This window comes from Vibrio lamellibrachiae, from assembly GCF_050337265.1.
Taxonomy (GTDB): Bacteria; Pseudomonadota; Gammaproteobacteria; order Enterobacterales; family Vibrionaceae; genus Vibrio; species Vibrio kyushuensis.
Window position 1 is genome coordinate 1 of sequence record NZ_JAKJSU010000005.1, and the last position, 21,661, is coordinate 21,661.

Below are 21,661 nucleotides of genomic sequence, written 5' to 3' on the forward strand. Positions count from 1 at the left end.
CACCAAGAGCAGCCCCTGTTCTATCAATAAAACCAAGCGAAAGTATCAAACCAACACCCAGAGCTTTACGCGCCGAATACTTAAAGTCTACAGCGCCCAATTGATGTGTCGGGGTTTGAGGTATTTTGCCACTTGAAGCTGATTGACTCCCCAACTCAGGCTCCGAGCTTTTAAAAGATTCATTAGGCCAAACGAATACACTAGCAAATATCGCAGCTGCAATACCGATAACAACAGAAGCAGAGCGCTGTAGTATTAATTCAGATGCCGGAATATCAACAGGCATCATCATTGAAAGAAATAGAAAGCTTAAAGGCAAAATATATTTTGGAACGCCGCGATGATGTGTGTCTCGTTCAAATAGAACCAGAATAAAGACAAACGCTGTGCATAAATATGGCGTATACGGCCAGGCTCCCAACGATAATTGTACGGCTATAAGCGTCATTATAAGAGGATAGATAGCACCAAGAATAGTCGACCTAGCACTACCAAATTTTAGGTTAAACAAGAAATGAATAATGGCCACTTCAACCGCAACAAATGCTTCACCCACGTCATAAATATAGGCTGATAACAGTAAGACTACGATGGATAGAATGAACATTCTGTTACCCAAAACAAGGTACGGTTTTGGTGGCATCGATTTTTGAACAAGTGATTTTGACATTTGAATTTATTCCGGATATTGAACAACAGAAAAGTATGAATATTTCTAACTAGCGCGTTTGGCTTCTCTACCTTCAAAGAAGTAAGCCATGAATACCAAATAGACAGTGACAAGTAACATCTGAAAAATCCTCATATAGAACTTGTCATCCAGATCACCACCGCTCATTGATGTCCCCATGAGCACGGTAAAGCCAGTAAACGCGGTACAAAATAATGGAGCTTTTGTTGGGTCGGTATATATTTTGGTTCCAAACCAGATAATGAACAGCAACATTACTAGTATGTAAATGTACATATTTGGCGCTAATGCGATGATGCTGAAGGCAAAAAATGCCACTATGCCACCGAGCACATTACTCATAATAAAAAATGCCGTCATTTTTCCCGCTTTCTCCGTGTTTGTCATAAGAGAGAGCAACATTACAAATGCAACGGTCAGCAATACTTGTGATAACTGAAAATAGAAGAAGAAACTCACCAGTGGAAACGAAATTGTCCAAGCACGAACAGCGACGGCCCACCTGACATCACTAGGCAGTGGTGACGGAGGAAAGCCTTGAAACTCTTCACCATCATCTTCTGGAAAGTAGACATGTGCCAGTGCATAGATCGCTACCGACACAATACCTGAGAATGCGAAGCCTACGCCTACATCTAACGCAGCTTGCTGATCAATAATGGTCACTGACGGAATCAGTATTAATGAGATGATCAAAAACGTCGCGAACATGACCCATTTAGGGTCGGTAAATAAGTAGTAGCCCCAAAGCATGGCTAATGAAAATAGCGCTAGAAAGGCAAACTTATATTCAGGTAAACCCGTCGATACAATAAAGCCAATTATCGAGGTTGAAATAAGTGCAAAACCAAGCTGTTTGACGTGTAAAATATGGAACTGTGGTTTGTCTACAACAAATTTTGCTGTGAGTAACGGAGCACAAAAAGCCAAGGGCCAGTTAAGCCATACTGCTAAGATAGTCGCCAAACCTACGGCAGCAATATAGCGTAGGATTTTTCTCTCCTGCGAACTATCAATATTATCGAACATAAGAGAACCAGCTTACTAGGCGGATCCAAGCATAGCCAAGTGCGTTAAACAGAGTATTGTCGCCGGTATAGACAACGACATCCGCTTGTCCACCAATACGCATCACTTGCCCTGCATCTTGACTGTCTAATTGAATCGTAACGGGCATACGCTGCGAATCTCGCATCCAACCGTTTTGTTTCTTCACGTTTGCGAGTGATCCTGCTTGTCTGTTCGCTCCCCACTCAACACCGAGATCCACTGACTTAACCGTTCCTTCATAAGTTTCTCCTGGCGAATAGTCCAGTGCCACCTCAACCTTATCCCCCGCCTTTAAGTTACCCATACTGTTTTCACGGAAAAAGGCCTCAACCCAAAGGTTGTCTTCTTCAATAAACGTCATTAAAGGGCTTCCTGCCGAAGCATAAGCGCCTTCTGACAAGTCAAAGTTGGTGACTGCGCCGTCAGATGGTGCTCTGAGTGTTGTACGTTCGAGATCGAGTTGTGCTTTCTGTAATGCTAGCAGTGCAGCTTGAATTTGTGCGTTGTCTTCACCCGCGGCTCCAAGCTGAGTTTTGATGCGATCAAGATTCGCGTTAGCATTTAAAACATTTGCTTCTGCTTTATCCAACTCAGCTTGAGTTTTATCTGCATCAGCTTGAGATACTAATCCTTTTCTTGCCATCGCCAACACTCGCTGTCCCTGACGTTTGGCATTATCTTGAGAAATGATAGCAGTCGTCAGTTTGGCTTGCGCAGAGACAATATCTGCCATTTGCGCCTCTACCTGCTGTCCTGCGAGTTTTAGCTTTGTTTCCGCTTGATTAACGGCTATTTGATAGTCTATTGGATTGATTTGGGCTAGCACGTCGCCTTGTTTAACCTGTGTATTAGGCTCAACTTGAACATTTAATACACTTCCGGAAACTTGTGGTATCAAAGACACAGTGCTTCCTTCGACACGTACATTATCTGTTGTTGGAATGATTCTATCGCCAACCACACACAGGCCGATAGACAATAACACCAGTAAAAGTACCGTGTTTGTCGTTGTTCTAACTTTATTGTTTTTCTTTTTATTTACTTGATCTACTTCAGATTTATCTGCCATGTTCGTTCTCACTCTATACCGAGTTATACAAGTTGCGTTACTAGAAACCATAACCTCTAGCCATCATCAATAAATGCCATTTGACGACACACATTTTTTTGGGATAAACAATAATAGAAAAATAAAAACAGACGTATTAATCCATTTCTATTAGCAGTCGAATAGATTAATAATGGCGAAGAAGTAAATGGAATTATTGATTAAATTGATAAGGCTATTTTGGCTAGAACGTTTACTGGGTAGTTTACTATTGTTCGATTATTTAGAGGCAGTGGTATCGAATACTAACCACTGCTTCTTTGAAAGGTGAGAACGGCTAATCTGTCCTTATGTTGTTGTTGAGCTTGTTAGCTTCCTCCAACGCAAGCTCAAAGTCATATTCCTCTAGCTTATCGGCAATTAATCTCAACTCTTGCGTGCTCGCCAAATTCTGAGACAATAATCGTTGTGTTAACGCCTTCGCCTCTACATCATGCGATTTAATCAATGAGATAAGTAGAGTTAACTCGTTTGCTGAGATTGGCATGCTCACCTCATCATCCAAATCTAGTAGCTGTACACGGCTTGATGCTAAGTAATCAATTAGTCTAGGCTCTAATAGAGTTAAAGCAGGTTCTAGCTGAGTTAGAAACTCATCAACTTTAATCTGGTCGATTTCTTTAATAGACAGACTCTCTAACTGTGAAAATAACTCGCTAGCCTGCCTAGCACCAATAGCTGAAGACGTGCTTTTTAATGTGTGTGCGTAACGCTCTAGCTCGACTGTTTCGTCGCTGGTTATCAGCTGAATGATATCCGGAAGGATGGAGCTCATTTGTTGGTTGTATCTGTCCACCAACTTATGAAGAAGCTCTTTGTCTTGATTGCAATATTGAAGCGCTAACGCCTCACTAAACACTCTGTTATCTTCGTTGTCATTTGCCTCAACAATAGTGACTTCGCTTGCCTCCCCTTTCGTAGTCCAAACGCCAAGCACTTTAGCTAGCTCTTCAATAATCATGGGCTTCTCAACAAAATCACTCATTCCACATATACGAGCTTTCTCTCTTACCTCTTCAGTTCGGTTGGCTGACATCGCTATAATGGGCGTGACACTGTCAAAGCGGCGAATTTCGGTCGTTGCGGTTAAGCCGTCCATAATAGGCATTTGAATATCCATTAAAATGGCATCGTATTGATTGGACTTAGCGAGGTTAACCGCTTCAAGTCCATTGTTTGCAACCTCAGAGCCTACTTTTAGCTTGTTTAAGAACGCTAACGCTAGATCTTGATTAGTCTCATTATCTTCAACTAGCAACACACGCATATCTTGAATGTCTTCGATACCCTGTAATGCTCCGCCAATGTGGCTACTTTCGCTCGTATTCTGATTAGTTAAAAACTCAAGTTCAAAATAGAAACAGCTCCCTTTTCCTAGTTCGCTAGTTACCTGAATTTCACCGCCCATAGCATTAACCAAATTTTGACTTATATTGAGGCCAAGCCCCGTTCCTCCATACTTTCTTGTTGTCGAGGCATCAGCCTGAGAGAAAGCCGAAAACAGTTCTTCCTGTTGCTTCTCTCCAATTCCAATACCTGTGTCTTTTACTTCAAAACGTATTCTCGTATGTTGCTCATCACTCGATACAAGACTAACCATTAAAGACACTTCACCAGAAGGGGTAAATTTAATCGCATTACCAATTAAATTAAGCAAGATCTGAAACAGACGAACTGAATCCCCTATTAAGTCATTAGGGATTAGCGGGCTAGCAGATAAGAGAATTTTAATTGGTTTATCTTGTGCTGAAACTGAGGTGATATCATTCAACCCCTCTACGAGAGCATTTAGCTTAAAAGGAGCGGATTCAATCTCTAATTTTCCAGCTTCAATTTTTGAAAAATCTAAGATGTCGTTAATAATGCTCAATAGAAATTCAGCCGAACGGTGAACCTTTCTCACATAGTTTTGAGCTTGATCGCTCTGCTGCTCTTGTAGCGCTAGGTATGACATTCCCAATATAGCGTTCATTGGTGTTCTTATTTCATGGCTCATATTGGCCAAGAAATCTGATTTGGCCTGATTGGCGGCATCGGCTTCGCTCATTGCTTGACTCAGCTGAACATTAAGCTCTTTTAACTCAGAAATATCATAAGCCCAAAACAGCGTCGCCACTTCACCTTCATTTTTTATCAAGTAATAACTCGTTAACGCTGTAAATTGTTCTCCTTTCATATTTTTCAATATCAGCTCTTTGTTTATAATTGTCCGTTTCTCTACTAATTCTTCATAAACTTCACTTCGGGTTTGTGTACTTGGATAAATAGACTCGACATCAATCTCTCCTACCTCTGTCGTCGCGATTCCGAACATCTCAAGCGCCCGATCATTGGTATAAACGACTTTATCGTTTTGAACAATTGCAGCAGCTATTGGGGAGGCATTAAGAACATCAAACAGTTGCCCTTGTAATAGAACAGCTTCAGCCTGTGCTTTTTTAGTGTGCTGAATTTGTGTTTTTAAACGGCGATTCCAAGCCAAACTGATTACAATAAACAGCACAGAAAAAGCGGACACAATATAAATCAGCTCGTAATTCGTTCTATCTATATATTTAGGTGCCGACCATTTTGATACGATTTCATTGCGCTCTCGTTGATCGATAGATCGGATCGCTTTATCAATGATTGAATACAAAATTGGCTTATCACGTGATATATGGAAAGTCGGCGAAACCATATAGTCCGAACGACCTAAAATCCTCATTTCATGATACCCATGAGTGTTAATCAAATAGTTCAGGACATGGACGGTATCGAGCATTGCATCTAGCTCATTCTCTTCAACACTTTGCAAACCTTCTACAGTGCTGTCGATCATCACCCATTCAATACCTGGGTAACGGTTAGTAAGCTTATTTGTGTTTGAAGCACCTTGTAAAATACCGACTTTCCAACCAGACAAATCCGTCAGTAACATTCCACTCGCATTCACTTTAGACGCAATCGCAAGAGGACTTGAAATCAACGCTAAGCTGCTTCGATAATCTCGAACAAATGCTTTATTTTCAACGGCAGCTGAGATAACAGAGACTTCCCCACTGTCGACCAACTGCTTTGCTTCTGCCCAAGAGTTCACATTAACCGGCTGAATGATCAACCCTGTTTTTGATTTAATAATATCGATAAAATCAGCCACCATTCCGACATATTTACCAGTGTCATTAAAGCCTTCATAGGGTAATGCATTCGGATCAACCGCTACGCGTTGGACTGGGTTTGACTTGATCCACCGCAGTTCAATTGGGGTTAAATTAAGAATCTGGCCGGTTAATTGATTCTCTGCATATATTTTTTCAATGTATTGGCGTTCAACTTCACTAAGGTGTTTAAAAAACTCCAACGACGGTAAATATGCGTAGCTATTCTCGGTATTTTTAATATCAAAGTAGAAGGTAACGGTCCCAACTTTAACATTACCCGTTTCAGTCAAATAGACACTATCTTTACTCACGCTAATGTAATTCGACGTGTCAAAGCTTTGTACAGGTTGTAATCCATCAGGGGTACTAATCACGCTATACAATTTTTGCCCATCTTTGTTACCAAAGACTTCTACAGCAGCAATATCTTGAGATAAATCGAATATCTTAATAACCGATTCCAACCCTTCAGTGTCATCATGGTATAGATACATCGCCATTACTTGAGCGATAATATCAGCGCGTTGTAATTGCGGTCGAAAGTCCGTTTCAATATGACTTTTAACCAACTCACGCATTGCTGGTTTATTTTCGATAATGCTACTTAATGACGCGTTGAAGCGATCTCTTAACGCGGAATCTCGGAATTCAAGGTAGATAGGGTAAGTCTCTAAAAAATCATCGTGTATTTTAATTGCCTTTCGATTGAGGCGGCTTTCATGTTCCAGATACCAATCTAAAACTCGCTTTTCAACAATGACTATATCGACGGAATGATCGTTCAACGCAGTAAACCCAGCCTTTAGGGAAGGGAGATCTACTTTCGATTTAGGTTTTACTCGATCTGAAAAAATATCAAACGCTTTTCTACTCGGTGAGTCGCCATCTTGCAACACAGAGCCTATGTTAAGCTTATCTTCAATATTGGATTCCGTTAGCGTCACCTCACGCGCTTTTAGTGAGATTGCGATGTACTCTATTTTCAGTACAGGATCTGAGTAGTAGTGATCACCCTCCTTTATTTTTGTGATTCCCGAATTAAAATCGACGTCTGGATCGACCCTTAGTATGTCTTTTCTTGTAGAAAATGAAGCGCGGTGAGACTCGCCAATTTGAAGCCCCATGTTATTGAAGATTTTTTGGAGAAAAGCGTATTCAAGCCCAACAGTGGCTGAATCTGCGTACATATAAGGAGGGTTACCAAAATCAAATGCAGCGTTCACCTTAATACGGTGTGGATTGTTTTTTAACCATTTATTAAGGATGTAATTTTGTGCTTCATAGCTGAGTTGAGTGAGTGCTTTATTGAGTATGCTTTCAAGTATTGCCTCATCTTTAGGCAGGGTTATTTGCGCAAAAGATTCGCTCCAATTTTGTAGCATGCCATTGGGTTTTAGGTCTAAAATCCCCAACTTGTCCGCTAACGCCATCGTAGAAACTAGCTCACCGATGACACCGAATGCCTCTCCGTTTTGAATAGCGGTCAACGCTTCCGATCGCGTTTTATAGCTTTTTAGTACGATATTCGGATAATTATTCTTTACCCAGTTCGTTAAATTATCCCCTTCAATCACAGCAAGCTTTAACCCTTTTAGCTGACCCGAATTACGTATTAAAGGTGCAGAAGAATGAGTAATGAGCTGTTTTTGATATGGAAGGTAACTGTTAGTGTAACGATACCTGCCTTGATTCAACGCTTTATTAAAACTCACCGGAAAGATATCCGCCTTACCTTGCTCTAAAAGCTTGTTCGCTTCTTTCCAGTTGGGTGTCAAACGGTACTCTAATCTCATATGGCTTAGGTCGGCCAGTTCTTGAATAAAATCAGGGACGATGCCGTCTGCATCTCCGCTACTGTTTCTAAACATGTAGGGGTAGTTATCTTCTAATATCGCTACGCGTAGAATCTGCTTTTTTGCTAGCCAATTCATTTCTTGAGTTGTGAATTCAGTGTCGTTAGGTGCCTCAAGTAACGAATCTGCATGCACTGGCATTGATAGTATTAAATGAGTAGATGCAAGTACTATGAGCAACAAAGAACGAACCCATTTCATAACGTAACCACCCATCAACTAATCCTTGAATCGGTTCTTGATCTCTATGATCTCATCAAGATTATCTAAAAATAAATCGACTAATGATGGATCGAAATGCTGACCTTTTTCCTCTCTCAACAAGGTTAATGTTCTCTCTACGCTCCATGCCTGTTTATATGGCCGCTCAGATGTTAACGCATCAAATACATCAGCAACGGCTGCGATTCTTGCAACCAATGGGATATTATCGCCAGATAAACCTATTGGGTAACCCGACCCATCCCATTTTTCGTGATGCGACTGGGCGACATCAACAGCCATCTCCAATAATCGAGAGCCCGCGGTATCACCCAATATATCAACACCTATATCAACGTGTGTTTTCATCACTTGCCACTCTTCAGCGTCAAGCTTTCCCGGCTTTAATAGCACATGATCAGGGATTCCTATTTTTCCAATATCGTGCATTGGTGCAGCTTCGCGTAATACATCAGCATCCTCCAATGACATCCCACACGCCAGCGCCAATACATGGCAGTAGTGACTCATTCTTAATACGTGCATGCCCGTTTCATTGTCTTTGTATTCCGCCGCGCGCCCTAACCTTTTAACCATCTCAATTTTGCTGTGGTTAATTTCACTCGTTTGCTCTTTCACTTTCAAATAGAGCGCTAACTTTTGGTTGTATAATGAGAGCTGTGTTTGTACTCGCTGTATAGCGACGGCTGGAGTAATGGGTTTTGTTATGTAATCAACAGCACCCAGTGATAAGCCTTTTATTTCATCTTCAGGTGAGATCTTCGCCGTGACAAAAATAATCGGGATATGAGCCGTATTTGGCTGAGACTTAAGCACTCGGCAAACCTCATAGCCATCAAGATCAGGCATCATAATATCAAGTAGAATGAGATCTGGCTGTGGTGACATTTGCGCAAGCTTAATAGCGATCTTTCCACTTTTAGCCGCTTTAACTTGATAAGTGTTTTTAAAAAGCCCGGTGAGAACGTCTAAGTTCTCCGCAGTATCGTCAACAATCAATAACGTTGCTCTCTCACTCATCAATAACCCTCACATTTACTTAAGATAATGAAATTCTGAATATTTCTTAAAAAGTGTAGGTGTGAAACAAATAATGTGCGAATGGCATCACTACCTCTTTACAAACATGTTAACCGTGTCATAGATTTAACTCATACAGAAAATGTTAACGTCAGGTAGCGACACATGGCAGATAGATTTCCATCAATAAATCAAACGATTGCACTGGTTAAACGAGAGGATGTTAAGTTCTTTATCTCTCTTTTTAGCGAGTTTGATGACGATTTTTACCCGTTAATAAGGCATGCTCAGATTCCAAATGACATCCTTAATCCAAACATCCCTTATGACTTCTTACCAGAAACTACATTGAAGAACCTTATAGAAGTTCTCGGTAGTCGCCTATCCGTTGAAGATTTTGGCTTGTTAATTTCACGCGCCTGTAGAGAGATTTATACCCCTAGGTTTACTTCTCTACTCACGAAACGTGAATCATTAAAAGAAGCACTTGAAGAGTTCTCGTTCATATTGCGCAGCGCTTCTTCTGATGCCCGAGTCTACCCCAAGAAAGCCGGAGGTAAGTGGTGGCTAGTCAGAGATAAAACAGAAGCTGATGAAATTTGGTTCAAATATGGAGAAATGTTCGCCGTCATATTTCTTTGTGAGCTACTCAAATCCCTAACTAATGGCAAATGGATCCCTATCGAGATAGGTGTTCAAACTGAATATGATCACGAATTTATTCGTTTGCCTGAATTATCAAAGACTCAATTCTATTGCTCCCGTCCGACAACCGCACTGTACATTCCAGAGGATATTATTCAGAACCCCATTTCTGCACCTCACTCACAACCAGCCGCCCCTCTTTCCTCCCCTATAGTTTGCGATACATTCTTAGACTCTTTTAAGCTCGCTATGGCACCTTATATTTCGATGGGGAAACTGCCGATTAAAATTGCCTCTGAAATTTTAAACATTAACGTCAGAACAATACAGAGAAGACTCAAAGACAGTGGCGTAACCTACAGTGAAGTCATTGAAAGTATGGTATTTAGTCAAATTATACAGCTATTGAAAAGTGACGTACTTCAAATAACCGAGATTGCAACTAAAATGGGCTATTCTGACTCTGCGCATTTCACTCGTGCTTTTAAGCGATTGATGCATATGACTCCAAGGGAATATAAGAATATGCTTAAAAATAAGAATCATTAACCTCCAATAAACATCTCTTCATAATGTCACCTAATGGCAATTATCCGTCATTGAAAAGTGCGAATATTACTACTAAGTTATTGAATGTTAACTTTTGGTTGCTGTCTTGTTTGGTTTGACAGCTTCACGCTATTAACTTCGTAACAAAAATTTCGTCTGGAATGTTACGCGATGTAGTTTAGCTACACGCATGGATAACCCTAAAGGTGCTTCAATGAAACATAAAACTCTTAAGCTCTCAGCAGTTGCTGTGTCTTGTACTCTAGCGTTCTCTGTAAACGCAGCCTCTACCCTATTTACCAACGTCGATATCTTTAACGGAACAGAAGATAAACTTTACGAAGATCACCACGTTCTCATTGTCGATAACAAAATTGCAAAGATCTCAAAAGAAAACATCGATGCGGGTGATGCGATGGTTATTGATGGCCAGGGCATGACGTTAATGCCGGGATTAATTGAAGGCCACGGCCACTTACAAATGAATGGCTCATCGCTACCTGATATTGAAAACAACCGTAACTGGGAAGAGCTCGCAGCCCGCTCAGTTGCTCGTGCAGAATCAGCTCTAATGTCTGGCTTTACAACGTGGCGTGATGCTGGTGGTATGGGTGCAGGTCTAAAGAAAACGATTGATAGCGGTGAGCTAAAAGGCCCTAGAATTTACCCTTCTGGCGCATTTATTGGGCCTACTGGCTCTCATGCAGACTTCCGGAACTTTACAACGCCCAATGAAACCTTCAATGGTCCTCAATCTGCCGGTGGTCGTTTGGGTATGAGCTGTACTGCGGATAGTATTGGCGACATCAAAGCGTGTGCGCGTCAAAACTACATGCAAGGTGCCACCCAAATCAAGCTTATGTCAAGTGGCGGTGTTGCTTCTTCATTTGACCCGTGGCAATTAAACGCTTATTCACTAGAAGAGTTAAAAGCCGCTGTTGAAGTTGCCGATGCGTATGGTTCTTATGCTATGTCTCATGCATACAGCAAAGTGTCGTTAATGCGAAATGTAGAAGCGGGTGTTAAAACTCTCGAACATGCATTTATGTTCGATGGCGAAGTAGCGAAAGCCATGAAGAAAAACGGCACCTACATGACAACCAACATGACAGCATTTTCTCCTTACTTAGGTGAAATTGAAGCAATTAACTCAAACCCTGCTTCCGCTCGCAAAGCAAAAACAGCTCAAGCTGCCTTTGGCGACTATATTAAAAATGTAGACAAGCACAGACCTAAACTAGGGTTCCATGTTGACTGTGTTGGTGGTGTTGCCGCTTGTGAGCAACAAGCCGATCACTCAATATTTCTAAGTGCTAAGTTTTTCGGTAATTTCTATACACTACTATCAATGACGTCAGTAAACGGCGAAATTGTTAAACTGGCCGGCGAAACTTTAGACCCATATTTCGAGGGTAAACTAGGTGTGATTGAAACTGGTGCTTATGCGGATATTCTTTTAGTCGAAGGTAACCCACTAGAAGATTTGTCAGTTATTGGTGCTAACGAAAAATGGTTCGATGCCCCTAAACGTGATGGTATCGATACAATGAAAGTTATTATGAAAGACGGAAAGATTTACAAAAACACACTGTAAGATCTCATACCTCTCCGACGTTAAATAAGGTGGCCTTTCGAGGCTACCTTAATTAGGAATCATCATGAAAAAATTGTTAGTTCTCCTATCTATATTCTCATTTTCTGTCTCAGCTCAATTACAGCAAGTTACTTGGCAAACACTTAAACCCACTGTTTCAGAAGAAGTCATTCAATTACCCGAGATCACGGAGGATCAAAGACAATTATTAGCGTCTGTTTTACACCTGCAGTTACAAGATGACAAAGTGTCTAAAAAAGAGCTAGAAAAAGCAGTACTTGCACTTGAAAGCCAAGGGCTAGACGTAACAAAAACACTTAAAGCTCGTGAAGCGTACATGGCGCTCGAAAAGGAAAAAGCGGAATCTCTAAATATGGAAATTACGGGCAGCAATGTAAGAATGCCTGGGTTTATTGTTCCAATCGAATTTAAGGGTATTAAGGCTGTCGAGTTTTTATTAGTGCCTTATGCCGGTGCATGCATTCACTTACCACCTCCACCCGCAAACCAAATTGTCAGGTTGTCTTATCCTGAAGGGTTTGAGATTGAAAACATTCAATATCCAGTTTGGGTTGAAGGGGTTATCGAAGCAGACAAACAAACCGATGAAGTTTACTTAGTAGATGGGAAGACTCAACTAACAATGGGTTATTCAATGCAAGGCTCAAAAATTGAGCGTTACTACGAACAGTAAATCTACAATATTTACAGGTAAATATATGAAAATCCAATTAAAATCAGCTCTACCAGTATCGATCATCGCCGTGTCTCTCACTAGTTTTTCCGTGCTTGCTGATACTGATTTCTCTGCCCCTGACTCGGTAGAAAATACCATCGCTGAAAATACGCGCCAAAAACAAACATGGCGTGAGTCCCTAACTGATGATGGATTTACCTTTGGCGCTGACTATTTTGCGTTGGGTATTACATCGCCAAATGGGAAACATGGAGACAACGTAGATGCATCATCTGGTGTTGCTCGAATTTATGGATCATGGAACTTAGTGGGAAAAGACACTAAAAACTCAGGTAGTTTAGTGTGGAAAATCGAACATAGACACTCTTACAGCGATACTGCTCCCAAAGAGTTTGCTTGGCTAGGCGCAGACCAAATTGGATATGTCGGCATGATTGCACCTGCCTATAGCGATCAAGGTTTCCGTGTTACTGATTTAAACTGGAAACAGAAATTCAGTGATGGTCGAGGGACTATCACCGTTGGTTGGCAAGATGTGACTAACTACGTTGACACTTATGCACTTGCAAGCCCTTGGGCTGGATTTACCAACCTTGCATTTAGTACTGGTGCTGGCGTCATGGGGTTACCTGACGACGGGATATTAGCACTGTCTGCTGGTCATATGATTGGTGAAAATTTCTATGTCGTTGGCGGTATCGCTGATGCCAAAGGCAAGTCAGATGATATCTTTGATGGTTTCGACACTCTGTTCAATGACACAACTCTGTTTACGACATTGGAACTTGGTTGGACAGCCTCTCAAGAACAGATCTACACCGACAATTTCCATGTTACGTTTTGGCACATGGATGAAGGTTCGCGACACAGTCTATCCTCTACTGTATTAGGTGATGGGACTGTTATAGGGGGGGAGTCAGGTCAAGGCGTTAACTTCTCTTGGAGTAAGTTTGTAACCCCTCAAATTATGCCGTTTGTTCGCGGTGGTGTATCTGAAGGCGACGTGGCGTTATACGATAAGTCTATCAGTGCTGGTTTCGGGTACTTTGGTCTAGGTTCTCCAAAAAATAATCTTGGTTTTGCCGTAAACTGGGCCGAAACCAATAGTGATACCTTACAGTTCTTGATGAACGCTGGTGAAGACCAAGTCGCGGCTGAGTTGTATTACAACATGCAGCTAACTGATTACCTACAAATCACACCTGATATTCAATATATAAAAGACCCTGCCTTCTCAACAGAAAGCAGTGCTTGGGTATTTGGGATAAGAGCACGAGTCTTCATTTAACTAATGTCTTGAGCATCATTTATAGCCCTGACATTCGTTCAGGGCTTTATTTTTGGTAGCAATATATTTGGCGGTACTTATTGGGTTGGCGCAACATGGCAATTATCTCTTGGTGATTATTCTAAAATACGCCTCACTAACTATTACGAATTAATAACCAAGACGGTGGAAACAACTATGACCATGAACGAATTTAAACACTCAGATATTTATCAGTGCCTTACTGTAGCGGGCGAACTTTCACTATCTATTGGAAAACTCACTTTTAACGTGTCCAAGGTAATCGTGAAGTCTATAGCTTGGGTCGTCGTAAAAACCTATCAGTACATTTCTAAATAGCATTTATTCAACTTCATTATTCCCCTTTTAGAATTAACTCCTTGAGCACTCGAACTATGACTATGAAAACACTCTCTTTAAAACTCGCTTGCATCACCCTTGCTACTGGAATGATTGCCCTCCCTAGCACGTCTATGGCACAAAAGATGGAAAGTAAAAGTAACAGAGATGTCGCTGCGGAAGCTGCCAAGGAGCTTGCAAACCCGAACACCGCTCTTGCCGCATTGAATTTTAAGTTTCAGTATAATTCCGGTTACGAACAAGGTGGTGACAGCTTTACGACTCTATTTCAGCCAGCGCTTCCCTTTCCACTGGATAACGGAGATAAAGTTATATTCCGCCCCGCAATACCACTCATTTCAAGTAATTTGGAAGGAAACTCAGGTAATGCTACAAGCTTTGGTGTTGGTGACATTGCCTTTGACTTAGCTTATGCGCCAAAACTTGAGGGGGGAAATATCGCGGCGTTCGGCGTGTTCGCTCAACTTCCAACCGGAAGTGAAGAGTTTAGTGCCGATCAATTTGCAATAGGTCCTGAGATAATGCTTGGTAAAGCGACTCAAGAGCATGTCTTCGGGGCATTCCCTAGTCACCTATGGGGTGTAACTAATGGTATTGAGGGTAGCGAAGATATCAACAAAACATCACTACAGCTGTTTTACGTAAAAATCCTCAACGGTGGTTGGACACTAGGCTCTTCACCTATGATGTCATACGACTGGAATAACGATCAGGCAGAGATCCCTATTAATGTTAACGTTAGTAAAACCGTTATTATGGGTGGGAAGCCTTGGAAGTTTGGCCTCGAAGCCAACTACTATATCGAAAAAGATGAGAAAACCCGACCTGACTTCATGATTGGCTTTAACATATCGCCAGTGGTCAACAATGCACTAGCTGATCTTTTTTAAATATCCAAATCCTTCCAACATGTAACCAAAAAGCCTTCAGCCCTCTGAAGGCTTTTTTGCACATGGCTTCCCGCCCTGAAAAATGTTGCGATTTCACACGATACATACACCACGTGAATTGGTTATTATTGAAGTGGCGTAAAATGGTAAGTATGAAAGTTAACCAAAATACATAATAGCTTCATCAAAACAAACATACGTACTCAACAAACTCTGGAACTTATTATGAAAAATATCCTAACTAAAACAATTGGTCTTACACTTCTTGCAACTGCACTAACAGGCTGTGTTGGTAGTAACGCTGTTACAGAAAAGGTCGTTACTTTTAACGTAGAAGTCGTTGATAACCGTTATGCTCGAGCTGGCGTCAACTTACTACTAGCTCCTGTTTATGGTGTTACAACAGCCGTGGATTACGTGGTATTTAACTCATTAGAGTTCTGGACGGGTAAAAACCCACTAAACGGTAAGCCACACTTATTCGACACTAAGGTTGATACACAATTTAAAATCAACGATGAGTTAGACCCTTCGTTAAAGGATGCCCCAATTGCACCTATTTCAAATAACCGTGCGATTGAGTCTGGTGTGTTAAAAAGCGTTGATGAAAATACCATCCAAATGGACATTACCTATAACAATGGCGATACCGGTGTTTTAACAGGTGTACGTGACGGCGAAAATGTTGCTTACTACATTGATGGTGACCTTGTATCTCAAACAACAATGAGCCAGCTAGAGGCATTACAAGCTGAAAAAGCGTAACTCCTCGATTTATTACTAAATTAGGCCCCTTATCTTTTCATCTAGAAATAGTATAGGGGCCTAATTTTTTGTCATTTAGAGAAACTAAAACTGATACTTAAGCCCTGTCGATTCTAACAAGTCATATATTTCTCGTTGATTATCGGAAGTAAAACCTTTCATCCCCCCTTCTTCTCTCAACAACTGTCGCATCTGCAGCCAATCATCACTTCCCCAGCGAGTAGAATACGATTTCAATAATTCAAATTCTTCATTAAGCTCACGGATTAGAGTGTCACCACGAAGAAAAAAACCGACCTCATTATTGTATAGCAGCGACCGAAAATCTAAGTTCGTTGTACCGACAAAGGCGTTGTCATCAAAGATTAAAAACTTAGCGTGTAACTTACCGTAATGCTTACTTCCGCCTAAAGAGACAGAGTCTTTCTTACCGAGTTGATAAAAATGAATTCTTGGGTGGGTGACAATGCTCCGCCATGCTTCTGAATTAACAAATGATTCATTTAGTTCATTATTCTCAATATCATCATCTAGCCAAACCTTTTTTATTTCTTCGCTCATTAACATGGTCGGCACGGTATGCATGTCAATAACGGCTTGGGTGAAAAAATTATCGCTGGTTAATACAGAGTTAGTGATGATTTCAATTGAACGCTCAGGATCCTGATCAAGCCACGCTTTTGTCGTGTTTAGATCCTTTTCTAGTATACCTTCGTCTTTAAACAGCTCAGATTGAAGAAACAGGTACGGTGATACGACTCTAATTGTTTTTATGCTCTTATTTGAATACGCAACGCGAGCCAATAAGCCACTAATTGAGTTGGCGTTCGCCTTTTTATTAACACTGTATTTTTCCACCACGTCTGACGCGTTTAAGTTATCAAGTTCATGAGCAAACTTGGTTTCAGCTTCAGAAAAACCAATCTTCAGATACGTTTCAATATCTTGATATGCAGCATTAAACACCTTTGAAGATTTTAGTTCACCCAACGCGGCTTCAAGTTCAGACTTGTCTCTGTTGTATGAAAGTATGGTGTTCAGCTTTTTGTTGCCCGGTTTCGAAAAAAGAATGGAATAGTAATATTCTACGAGTTGGCTGGGTGACGTCTTATCCGTTGCACCTTCAATAGGCTTCACGACTATTTCAATGTCCTTGAACGCACTTCGATCATATTCGCCTTTTTCATCCAGCCCATAGTAGTGAAGAGATACGTTACGCCCACCTGTTATTACCCATGCATCTTTAGGGTAAGCACCGTCAACAATAAGAAGTTTGTCGTGAGAACGGTTATTTAAGTTAGAGTCACCATCCGTAACCGCATTAAATATTGTTGCTTGAATTCTCGATTGTTGATTGGTTTTAACGCCGTTTCTATCACTCACAAAACCAGCAGATTCCGCACACTGCATTAACCCTTTTAAGTTTGAGTTATTAAAGCTGAACGACCCTAAACTATCGACCATGATACGAATATCTACGCCTCTTTGAACTGCGCCACACAAAGCGCCCTCTATCGCTTTACCCGCTAAATCATCAGCATAAATATAATAAGTTAGGTCAATCGTGTGCTTTGCATTTTCAATAAGGAAGATCTTTGCAGCTAGGCTATTAATACCATTTTCCGTACTTGTACCAATTACTTTGACATTGGCAGGCTGAATAGGAAGCGCATTTTCGGAAACCAATTTAATGTAATCAACCTCTTGCTCTTCGGCGTCTCTCCAGCGCCTATTTTCCATGTGTTGTGTCGTCCAGCTATCGGTGTGTGTAGGGATTAACGAACTTGTTGAGCTACAAGCCTGCAAAACAATCAGAGATAAAATAAGTGAATACTTTTTCACAATCACTCCTTGGAAGGTGATTAAGATTGACTCGTTTGGTTTAAACGACTGCTGACCAAACTAGCAACCATGATCGCTAGATAAAAACTGCCTAAGATTGATTCAATAAACACGAAGAATCTTGGAATAGGTAAAGCGGGAGAGATATCGCCATAGCCAACGGTTGTCAGCGTAATAAAGCTAAAGTAAATAACTTCAAACATATTATCGATCCAAGGTTTTGCCTCTACCCCATTAAAGGCGCTTGGAAATAATTCAATTTGGATAAGGTAAATGAATGACCAACTGACACCTATCAGTAAATACACACAGATAGAGCCAACCAATTGATTTTTACTAACATAGTCATTCAACATGACCTGTTTCAATGCGTTAAAAGTATGGGATAAAAGAAAAAACAGCAGTGCGAAAAGAGTGACTAAAGATAGGTCATACTCTTCAAGAAAAGAGAAAGCCCCAGATATTGCAGCCACACTGAGTAGTACACCATACCAACTACGATAGAATGCTTTTTCTCTCTGTACCCCAACAATCGATACGGCTAAACATATAATGATGAGGGCCAAAATCATTTTTTGACCTTCAACAAAGAGCTGCTGCATAAACGCACTGACGAATAGTAGCCCTAGTAACGAGAACAATAAGAAAAAGAAATTGTCATCGCTCGACATCTTTTTCATATCTACGCGCCTTCTGCTTCGCTATCTAACCACGCTATAAACAGTTGATAAGTCACACTTAGAACAACGGCGCCGACAAATAGACCGACAATGCCCGACATCGCCATACCGCCCAATGCCCCCATTAGAATGACTAACATCGGAATATCACTGCCACGACTTAACAGCATCGGTTTTAGTACAGCATCGCTGCCACTGACGAGGATACACCAGATAAGAAATAACACCGCCGACGTTGTGGTATCGACAGTAAACACATAAATAATAAGAGGGAGCAGCGCTAAGATAGGTGGAAGTTGAATGATAGCCACAAGCATCACTAACAACATCCAAAAGCCAATAGCGGGAATATCAACGAAGAACATGCCTATACCTGCCATAATCGACTGAATAAATGCAACTCCTATTACACCTTGAACAACGCTTCTAACTGTATTTTTAGACAACGTCGTTAAGCTTTCACCTTGGTCACCGGTCAATCGTTTAGCAATTAAGATAAATGCTCGTTCACATTTATCTGCATTCGCCATAAAGGCTCCGGCAATAATCGTTGAGATAATAAACTGAATAAAACCGCCGCCAAGAGAGCCCGCAAATGAAGCAAGATTAGAGACAACCGACTTAACCTCCTCTCCATATTTTACAAACACACTCTCAAGATTGGATGAAGCTTGATAAATAAACGCATACGCTTTATCACCAATAACAGGCCAATCTTTGATGCTCGCTTCTGGTTTTGGAATAGCAATTGAACCGTCTTGGTAGCCCGAAACCAGTTCAGAGCCACTGGTATAAAGCCCTGTCGAGATCGCGATAAGTGGAATAAAAAGAAAAAGAACACCTATGAAGGCTAAGCCTCCACTCGCTTTTCCTTTACCTATGCCAAACTTACCATGGGCCCATGTAACGACAGGATACAGAGCCGTTGCAATTATGCCTCCCCAGACCACAAGTAAAATAAACGGTCGCAAAATGGAAAAACACCAAAAGACCAATACAGCTATCGCTGAAATCTTTATAAATGCATCTATCGCCTGATTTGAATAGTTACCTTCAAGTTTCATAAACATTCCTTGTTATGACACGCAGACTAAGGCTGCATTGTTAAAAATTTCCAATTTCGAGTCTCTAAAAAGAACGAGACGGTAATCATATAAATGCCGATGACGAACAGCTGCACCAAACGCACGATCATATTGCTATCGATGTCGCCCGAACTCATTAAGGTGCTACCTAAAAGCACGAGAACCGTACTAAAGGCCGTGGCATAAATTGGGGCTTTTTCTGGTTTCGTGTAAATCTGTGTCGCGATTAACATTGCGACTAATGAAATGAAAAGCGTATAGAAAAAGATATTTGGCACCAACGACAACACACTAAACACGGCAATCGCCATTAGCCCACCAATGGTGTTCGTGATGATTAAAAACGCACTGAGCTTGACTGATTTTTCAGAGGTGATCATCAAAGAAAACAATGCGATAAACATCATCGTCAATAGTGCTTCAGATATTTGAAAAATAAAGAAGAAACAAACGACTGGGAACGATATTAACATTGCTCTAAATGCTGCATGCCAACGCTGCTTCTTAGTTAATGGAGATGCTTGATACCCTTTAAATTCTCTCTTCTCAACAGGAAGATAAATATGAACCAAAGCAAAGAGCATTACGGCAACAACGCCGGACGTCGCTAACCCCGTAGCTAGAAAGACCGAAATACCTGGGTTGGAAATCGCCATAAATGGCAACATCAATACAGCGATGATCAATATTGTCGCAAACAAATTCCATTTAGGATCCGTGAATAAGTAATACCCCCATAGCATCATCAACCCAACTAAAACCAATAATGGAAGTGGGTATTGGGTTATCCCGTTAGACAAGAACAACCCTAGCGCCATTGTGGCGATCATCGCTATCAATAACTCATAGATGGTTTCTCTATTAAGCTCAGCTTTATCAATTAAAAACTTTGCTACAAATACTGGCGCGACGAACGCTAACGGCCAATCGATCAATGCAGCAAGAAACACCGCTATTCCAACGCCTATGGTATAGCGCAGAATTTTAGTTTGAACTTGAGGTTGATCGATTAAGTTATCGGACATAAGACATCAAGCTTATAAAGCGAATCCAAAGCTTACCTATCGAGTTGAATACAAAGTTATCATCGCTATAAACGATCACATCGGCTTGACCACCAACACGAAGTAAGCCCTTTGCATCCTCATGATTAAACTCAATTGAAATGGGTAGCATTTGAGTTTGACGTAACCAGCCTGTTTGATTGTTTGCTTGAGCTAATTTTCCGGCTTGATCATTCTGCCCCCAATCAACGCCCCAATCGACACTGGTTACTTTTCCCTTAATAACTTTGCCAGGTGCAAAATCTAGAGCGACCTCGACTTCATCCCCTGCTTCAATGTTACCTAGACTGTTTTCTCTAAAATACGCCTCGATCCAAATGCTCTCTGTTGACACGAACGTCATCAATGGCTGACCCGCAGAAGCATAAAATCCTTCAGACAAGCTAAAGTTTGATACACCACCAACCGTTGGCGCTTTAATAACGGTACGTTCTAAATTGATTTGAGCTTGCTCTAGCGCTAGTAACGCTGCTTTTATTTGGCTATTGTCTTCACCATCAGCACCCAGCTGCTGTTTGGACTTATCGAGATCGGCTTGCGCATTGACCACATTTGAACGAGCGCTCGCCAGATTAGCACGTGCTTGGTCTGCCTCTGATTTCGAGACAACCCCACGCTCTGCCATCGCTAAAATTCTATTGCTCTGAAGTTGTACGTTTTCTAAATCTACATTCGCACCCGTTAAGCGAGCTTGAGAAGCCGCTATCGTAGCGGTTTGAGCGCCAACATTTTGCCCAGCAATTTCTAAGTTTTGCTCAGCTTGTTTTACGGCGATTTCATAATCGACGGGGTTAAGCCTAACGAGAACATCGCCTTCTTGAACAGGTTGGTTCGATTGAACTAAGATATCGAGAACTTGCCCTGAGACTTGTGGTTTGATAGGAACCACATACCCTTTAACGCGAGCGTTATCGGTAGACGGAATAATGCGATCTGAAATAATGCTGAAAAGAAGAACGGTTGCGACACCGAGTAATAAATAATTAGTGATTTTCCTTACGCGATTGGCTTTGCCATCGGTTTTCGCTTCATTACTTTCTTGCGAAGTTTTACTTTCTATCTCGGTACTTTCAGACATAATTTTCCTACTGCTTTTAGAATCCATTCTAACTATT

15 protein-coding genes and 1 pseudogene are annotated in these 21,661 nt (G+C 41.2%); 6 read left to right on the forward strand and 10 right to left on the reverse strand.

Features of this window, described 5'->3' with window-relative positions; translation table 11 throughout:
• The 5 genes and pseudogenes from L4C54_RS05615 to L4C54_RS05635 all read right to left on the reverse strand — a co-directional run.
• Positions 1-670 (reverse strand): annotated as a pseudogene (locus tag L4C54_RS05615) (FUSC family protein); the annotation flags it as partial.
• A 45-nt stretch (positions 671-715) separates the two neighbouring features.
• A complete protein-coding gene (locus L4C54_RS05620) occupies positions 716-1,720 on the reverse strand; it encodes a DUF2955 domain-containing protein (RefSeq protein ID WP_428807409.1) in 1,005 nt (334 codons plus the stop codon).
• Positions 1,710-2,810: an HlyD family secretion protein gene (locus tag L4C54_RS05625; RefSeq protein WP_428807410.1), complete on the reverse strand. Its 1,101-nt coding sequence runs from the start codon at positions 2,808-2,810 to the stop codon at positions 1,710-1,712. The genes L4C54_RS05620 and L4C54_RS05625 overlap by 11 nt, the downstream gene beginning before the upstream one ends.
• A 316-nt stretch (positions 2,811-3,126) precedes the next feature.
• Positions 3,127-8,061: an ATP-binding protein gene (locus L4C54_RS05630; protein ID WP_428807411.1), complete on the reverse strand. Its 4,935-nt coding sequence runs from the start codon at positions 8,059-8,061 to the stop codon at positions 3,127-3,129.
• Positions 8,062-8,064: 3 nt separating this feature from the next.
• Complete coding sequence (locus L4C54_RS05635) at positions 8,065-9,087, reverse strand: HD domain-containing phosphohydrolase (protein WP_428807412.1); 1,023 nt, start codon at positions 9,085-9,087, stop codon at positions 8,065-8,067.
• Positions 9,088-9,252: 165 nt separating this feature from the next.
• Between L4C54_RS05635 and L4C54_RS05640 the strand changes: the two genes are divergently transcribed.
• The 6 genes from L4C54_RS05640 to L4C54_RS05665 all read left to right on the forward strand — a co-directional run bounded on the left by L4C54_RS05640 (position 9,253) and on the right by L4C54_RS05665 (position 15,875).
• Positions 9,253-10,281, forward strand: coding sequence for a helix-turn-helix domain-containing protein (locus L4C54_RS05640; RefSeq protein ID WP_428807413.1), 1,029 nt, complete (start codon positions 9,253-9,255; stop codon positions 10,279-10,281).
• 214 nt (positions 10,282-10,495) lie between these two features.
• Positions 10,496-11,875 carry a metal-dependent hydrolase family protein gene (locus L4C54_RS05645; RefSeq protein WP_428807414.1) on the forward strand — a complete coding sequence of 460 codons (1,380 nt, stop codon included), beginning with the start codon at positions 10,496-10,498 and terminating at the stop codon, positions 11,873-11,875.
• 64 nt (positions 11,876-11,939) lie between these two features.
• Positions 11,940-12,569: a DUF3299 domain-containing protein gene (locus L4C54_RS05650; protein ID WP_428807415.1), complete on the forward strand. Its 630-nt coding sequence runs from the start codon at positions 11,940-11,942 to the stop codon at positions 12,567-12,569.
• Between the two features lie 25 nt (positions 12,570-12,594).
• Positions 12,595-13,860, forward strand: coding sequence for a carbohydrate porin (locus L4C54_RS05655; RefSeq protein ID WP_428807416.1), 1,266 nt, complete (start codon positions 12,595-12,597; stop codon positions 13,858-13,860).
• A 395-nt stretch (positions 13,861-14,255) separates the two neighbouring features.
• Positions 14,256-15,110 carry a transporter gene (locus L4C54_RS05660; protein ID WP_428807417.1) on the forward strand — a complete coding sequence of 285 codons (855 nt, stop codon included), beginning with the start codon at positions 14,256-14,258 and terminating at the stop codon, positions 15,108-15,110.
• A 225-nt stretch (positions 15,111-15,335) separates the two neighbouring features.
• Positions 15,336-15,875, forward strand: a complete 540-nt coding sequence (locus L4C54_RS05665) for a DUF3332 family protein (RefSeq protein WP_428807418.1) — start codon at positions 15,336-15,338, stop codon at positions 15,873-15,875.
• Between the two features lie 84 nt (positions 15,876-15,959).
• Here the strand turns inward: L4C54_RS05665 and L4C54_RS05670 are convergent, their stop codons facing one another.
• The 5 genes from L4C54_RS05670 to L4C54_RS05690 are packed head-to-tail and all read right to left on the reverse strand — an operon-like array spanning position 15,960 to position 21,624.
• Complete coding sequence (locus tag L4C54_RS05670) at positions 15,960-17,717, reverse strand: phospholipase D-like domain-containing protein (RefSeq protein ID WP_428807419.1); 1,758 nt, start codon at positions 17,715-17,717, stop codon at positions 15,960-15,962.
• A 20-nt stretch (positions 17,718-17,737) separates the two neighbouring features.
• Positions 17,738-18,397: a potassium channel family protein gene (locus L4C54_RS05675; RefSeq protein ID WP_428800230.1), complete on the reverse strand. Its 660-nt coding sequence runs from the start codon at positions 18,395-18,397 to the stop codon at positions 17,738-17,740.
• 2 nt (positions 18,398-18,399) lie between these two features.
• Positions 18,400-19,461 (reverse strand): AI-2E family transporter, encoded by a 1,062-nt coding sequence (locus L4C54_RS05680; RefSeq protein ID WP_428807420.1) that lies wholly within the window; start codon positions 19,459-19,461, stop codon positions 18,400-18,402.
• A 26-nt stretch (positions 19,462-19,487) separates the two neighbouring features.
• Positions 19,488-20,507 (reverse strand): DUF2955 domain-containing protein, encoded by a 1,020-nt coding sequence (locus L4C54_RS05685; protein ID WP_428807421.1) that lies wholly within the window; start codon positions 20,505-20,507, stop codon positions 19,488-19,490.
• On the reverse strand, positions 20,497-21,624 hold the full coding sequence (locus L4C54_RS05690; RefSeq protein WP_428807422.1) for an HlyD family secretion protein: 1,128 nt from the start codon (positions 21,622-21,624) through the stop codon (positions 20,497-20,499). Before L4C54_RS05690 ends, L4C54_RS05685 begins: the two co-directional genes overlap by 11 nt.
• Positions 21,625-21,661 lie beyond the last annotated feature (37 nt).

Excerpts from the sequence above, each read along its gene's own strand:
- L4C54_RS05620 (WP_428807409.1), bottom strand. The coding sequence starts at position 1,720 with ATGTTCGATAATATTGATAGTTCGCAGGAGAGAAAAATCCTACGCTAT.
- L4C54_RS05625 (WP_428807410.1), bottom strand. The coding sequence starts at position 2,810 with ATGGCAGATAAATCTGAAGTAGATCAAGTAAATAAAAAGAAAAACAAT.
- L4C54_RS05630 (WP_428807411.1), bottom strand. The coding sequence starts at position 8,061 with ATGGGTGGTTACGTTATGAAATGGGTTCGTTCTTTGTTGCTCATAGTA.
- L4C54_RS05635 (WP_428807412.1), bottom strand. The coding sequence starts at position 9,087 with ATGAGTGAGAGAGCAACGTTATTGATTGTTGACGATACTGCGGAGAAC.
- L4C54_RS05640 (WP_428807413.1), top strand. The coding sequence starts at position 9,253 with ATGGCAGATAGATTTCCATCAATAAATCAAACGATTGCACTGGTTAAA.
- L4C54_RS05645 (WP_428807414.1), top strand. The coding sequence starts at position 10,496 with ATGAAACATAAAACTCTTAAGCTCTCAGCAGTTGCTGTGTCTTGTACT.
- L4C54_RS05650 (WP_428807415.1), top strand. The coding sequence starts at position 11,940 with ATGAAAAAATTGTTAGTTCTCCTATCTATATTCTCATTTTCTGTCTCA.
- L4C54_RS05655 (WP_428807416.1), top strand. The coding sequence starts at position 12,595 with ATGAAAATCCAATTAAAATCAGCTCTACCAGTATCGATCATCGCCGTG.
- L4C54_RS05660 (WP_428807417.1), top strand. The coding sequence starts at position 14,256 with ATGACTATGAAAACACTCTCTTTAAAACTCGCTTGCATCACCCTTGCT.
- L4C54_RS05665 (WP_428807418.1), top strand. The coding sequence starts at position 15,336 with ATGAAAAATATCCTAACTAAAACAATTGGTCTTACACTTCTTGCAACT.
- L4C54_RS05675 (WP_428800230.1), bottom strand. The coding sequence starts at position 18,397 with ATGAAAAAGATGTCGAGCGATGACAATTTCTTTTTCTTATTGTTCTCG.
- L4C54_RS05680 (WP_428807420.1), bottom strand. The coding sequence starts at position 19,461 with ATGAAACTTGAAGGTAACTATTCAAATCAGGCGATAGATGCATTTATA.
- L4C54_RS05685 (WP_428807421.1), bottom strand. The coding sequence starts at position 20,507 with ATGTCCGATAACTTAATCGATCAACCTCAAGTTCAAACTAAAATTCTG.
- L4C54_RS05690 (WP_428807422.1), bottom strand. The coding sequence starts at position 21,624 with ATGTCTGAAAGTACCGAGATAGAAAGTAAAACTTCGCAAGAAAGTAAT.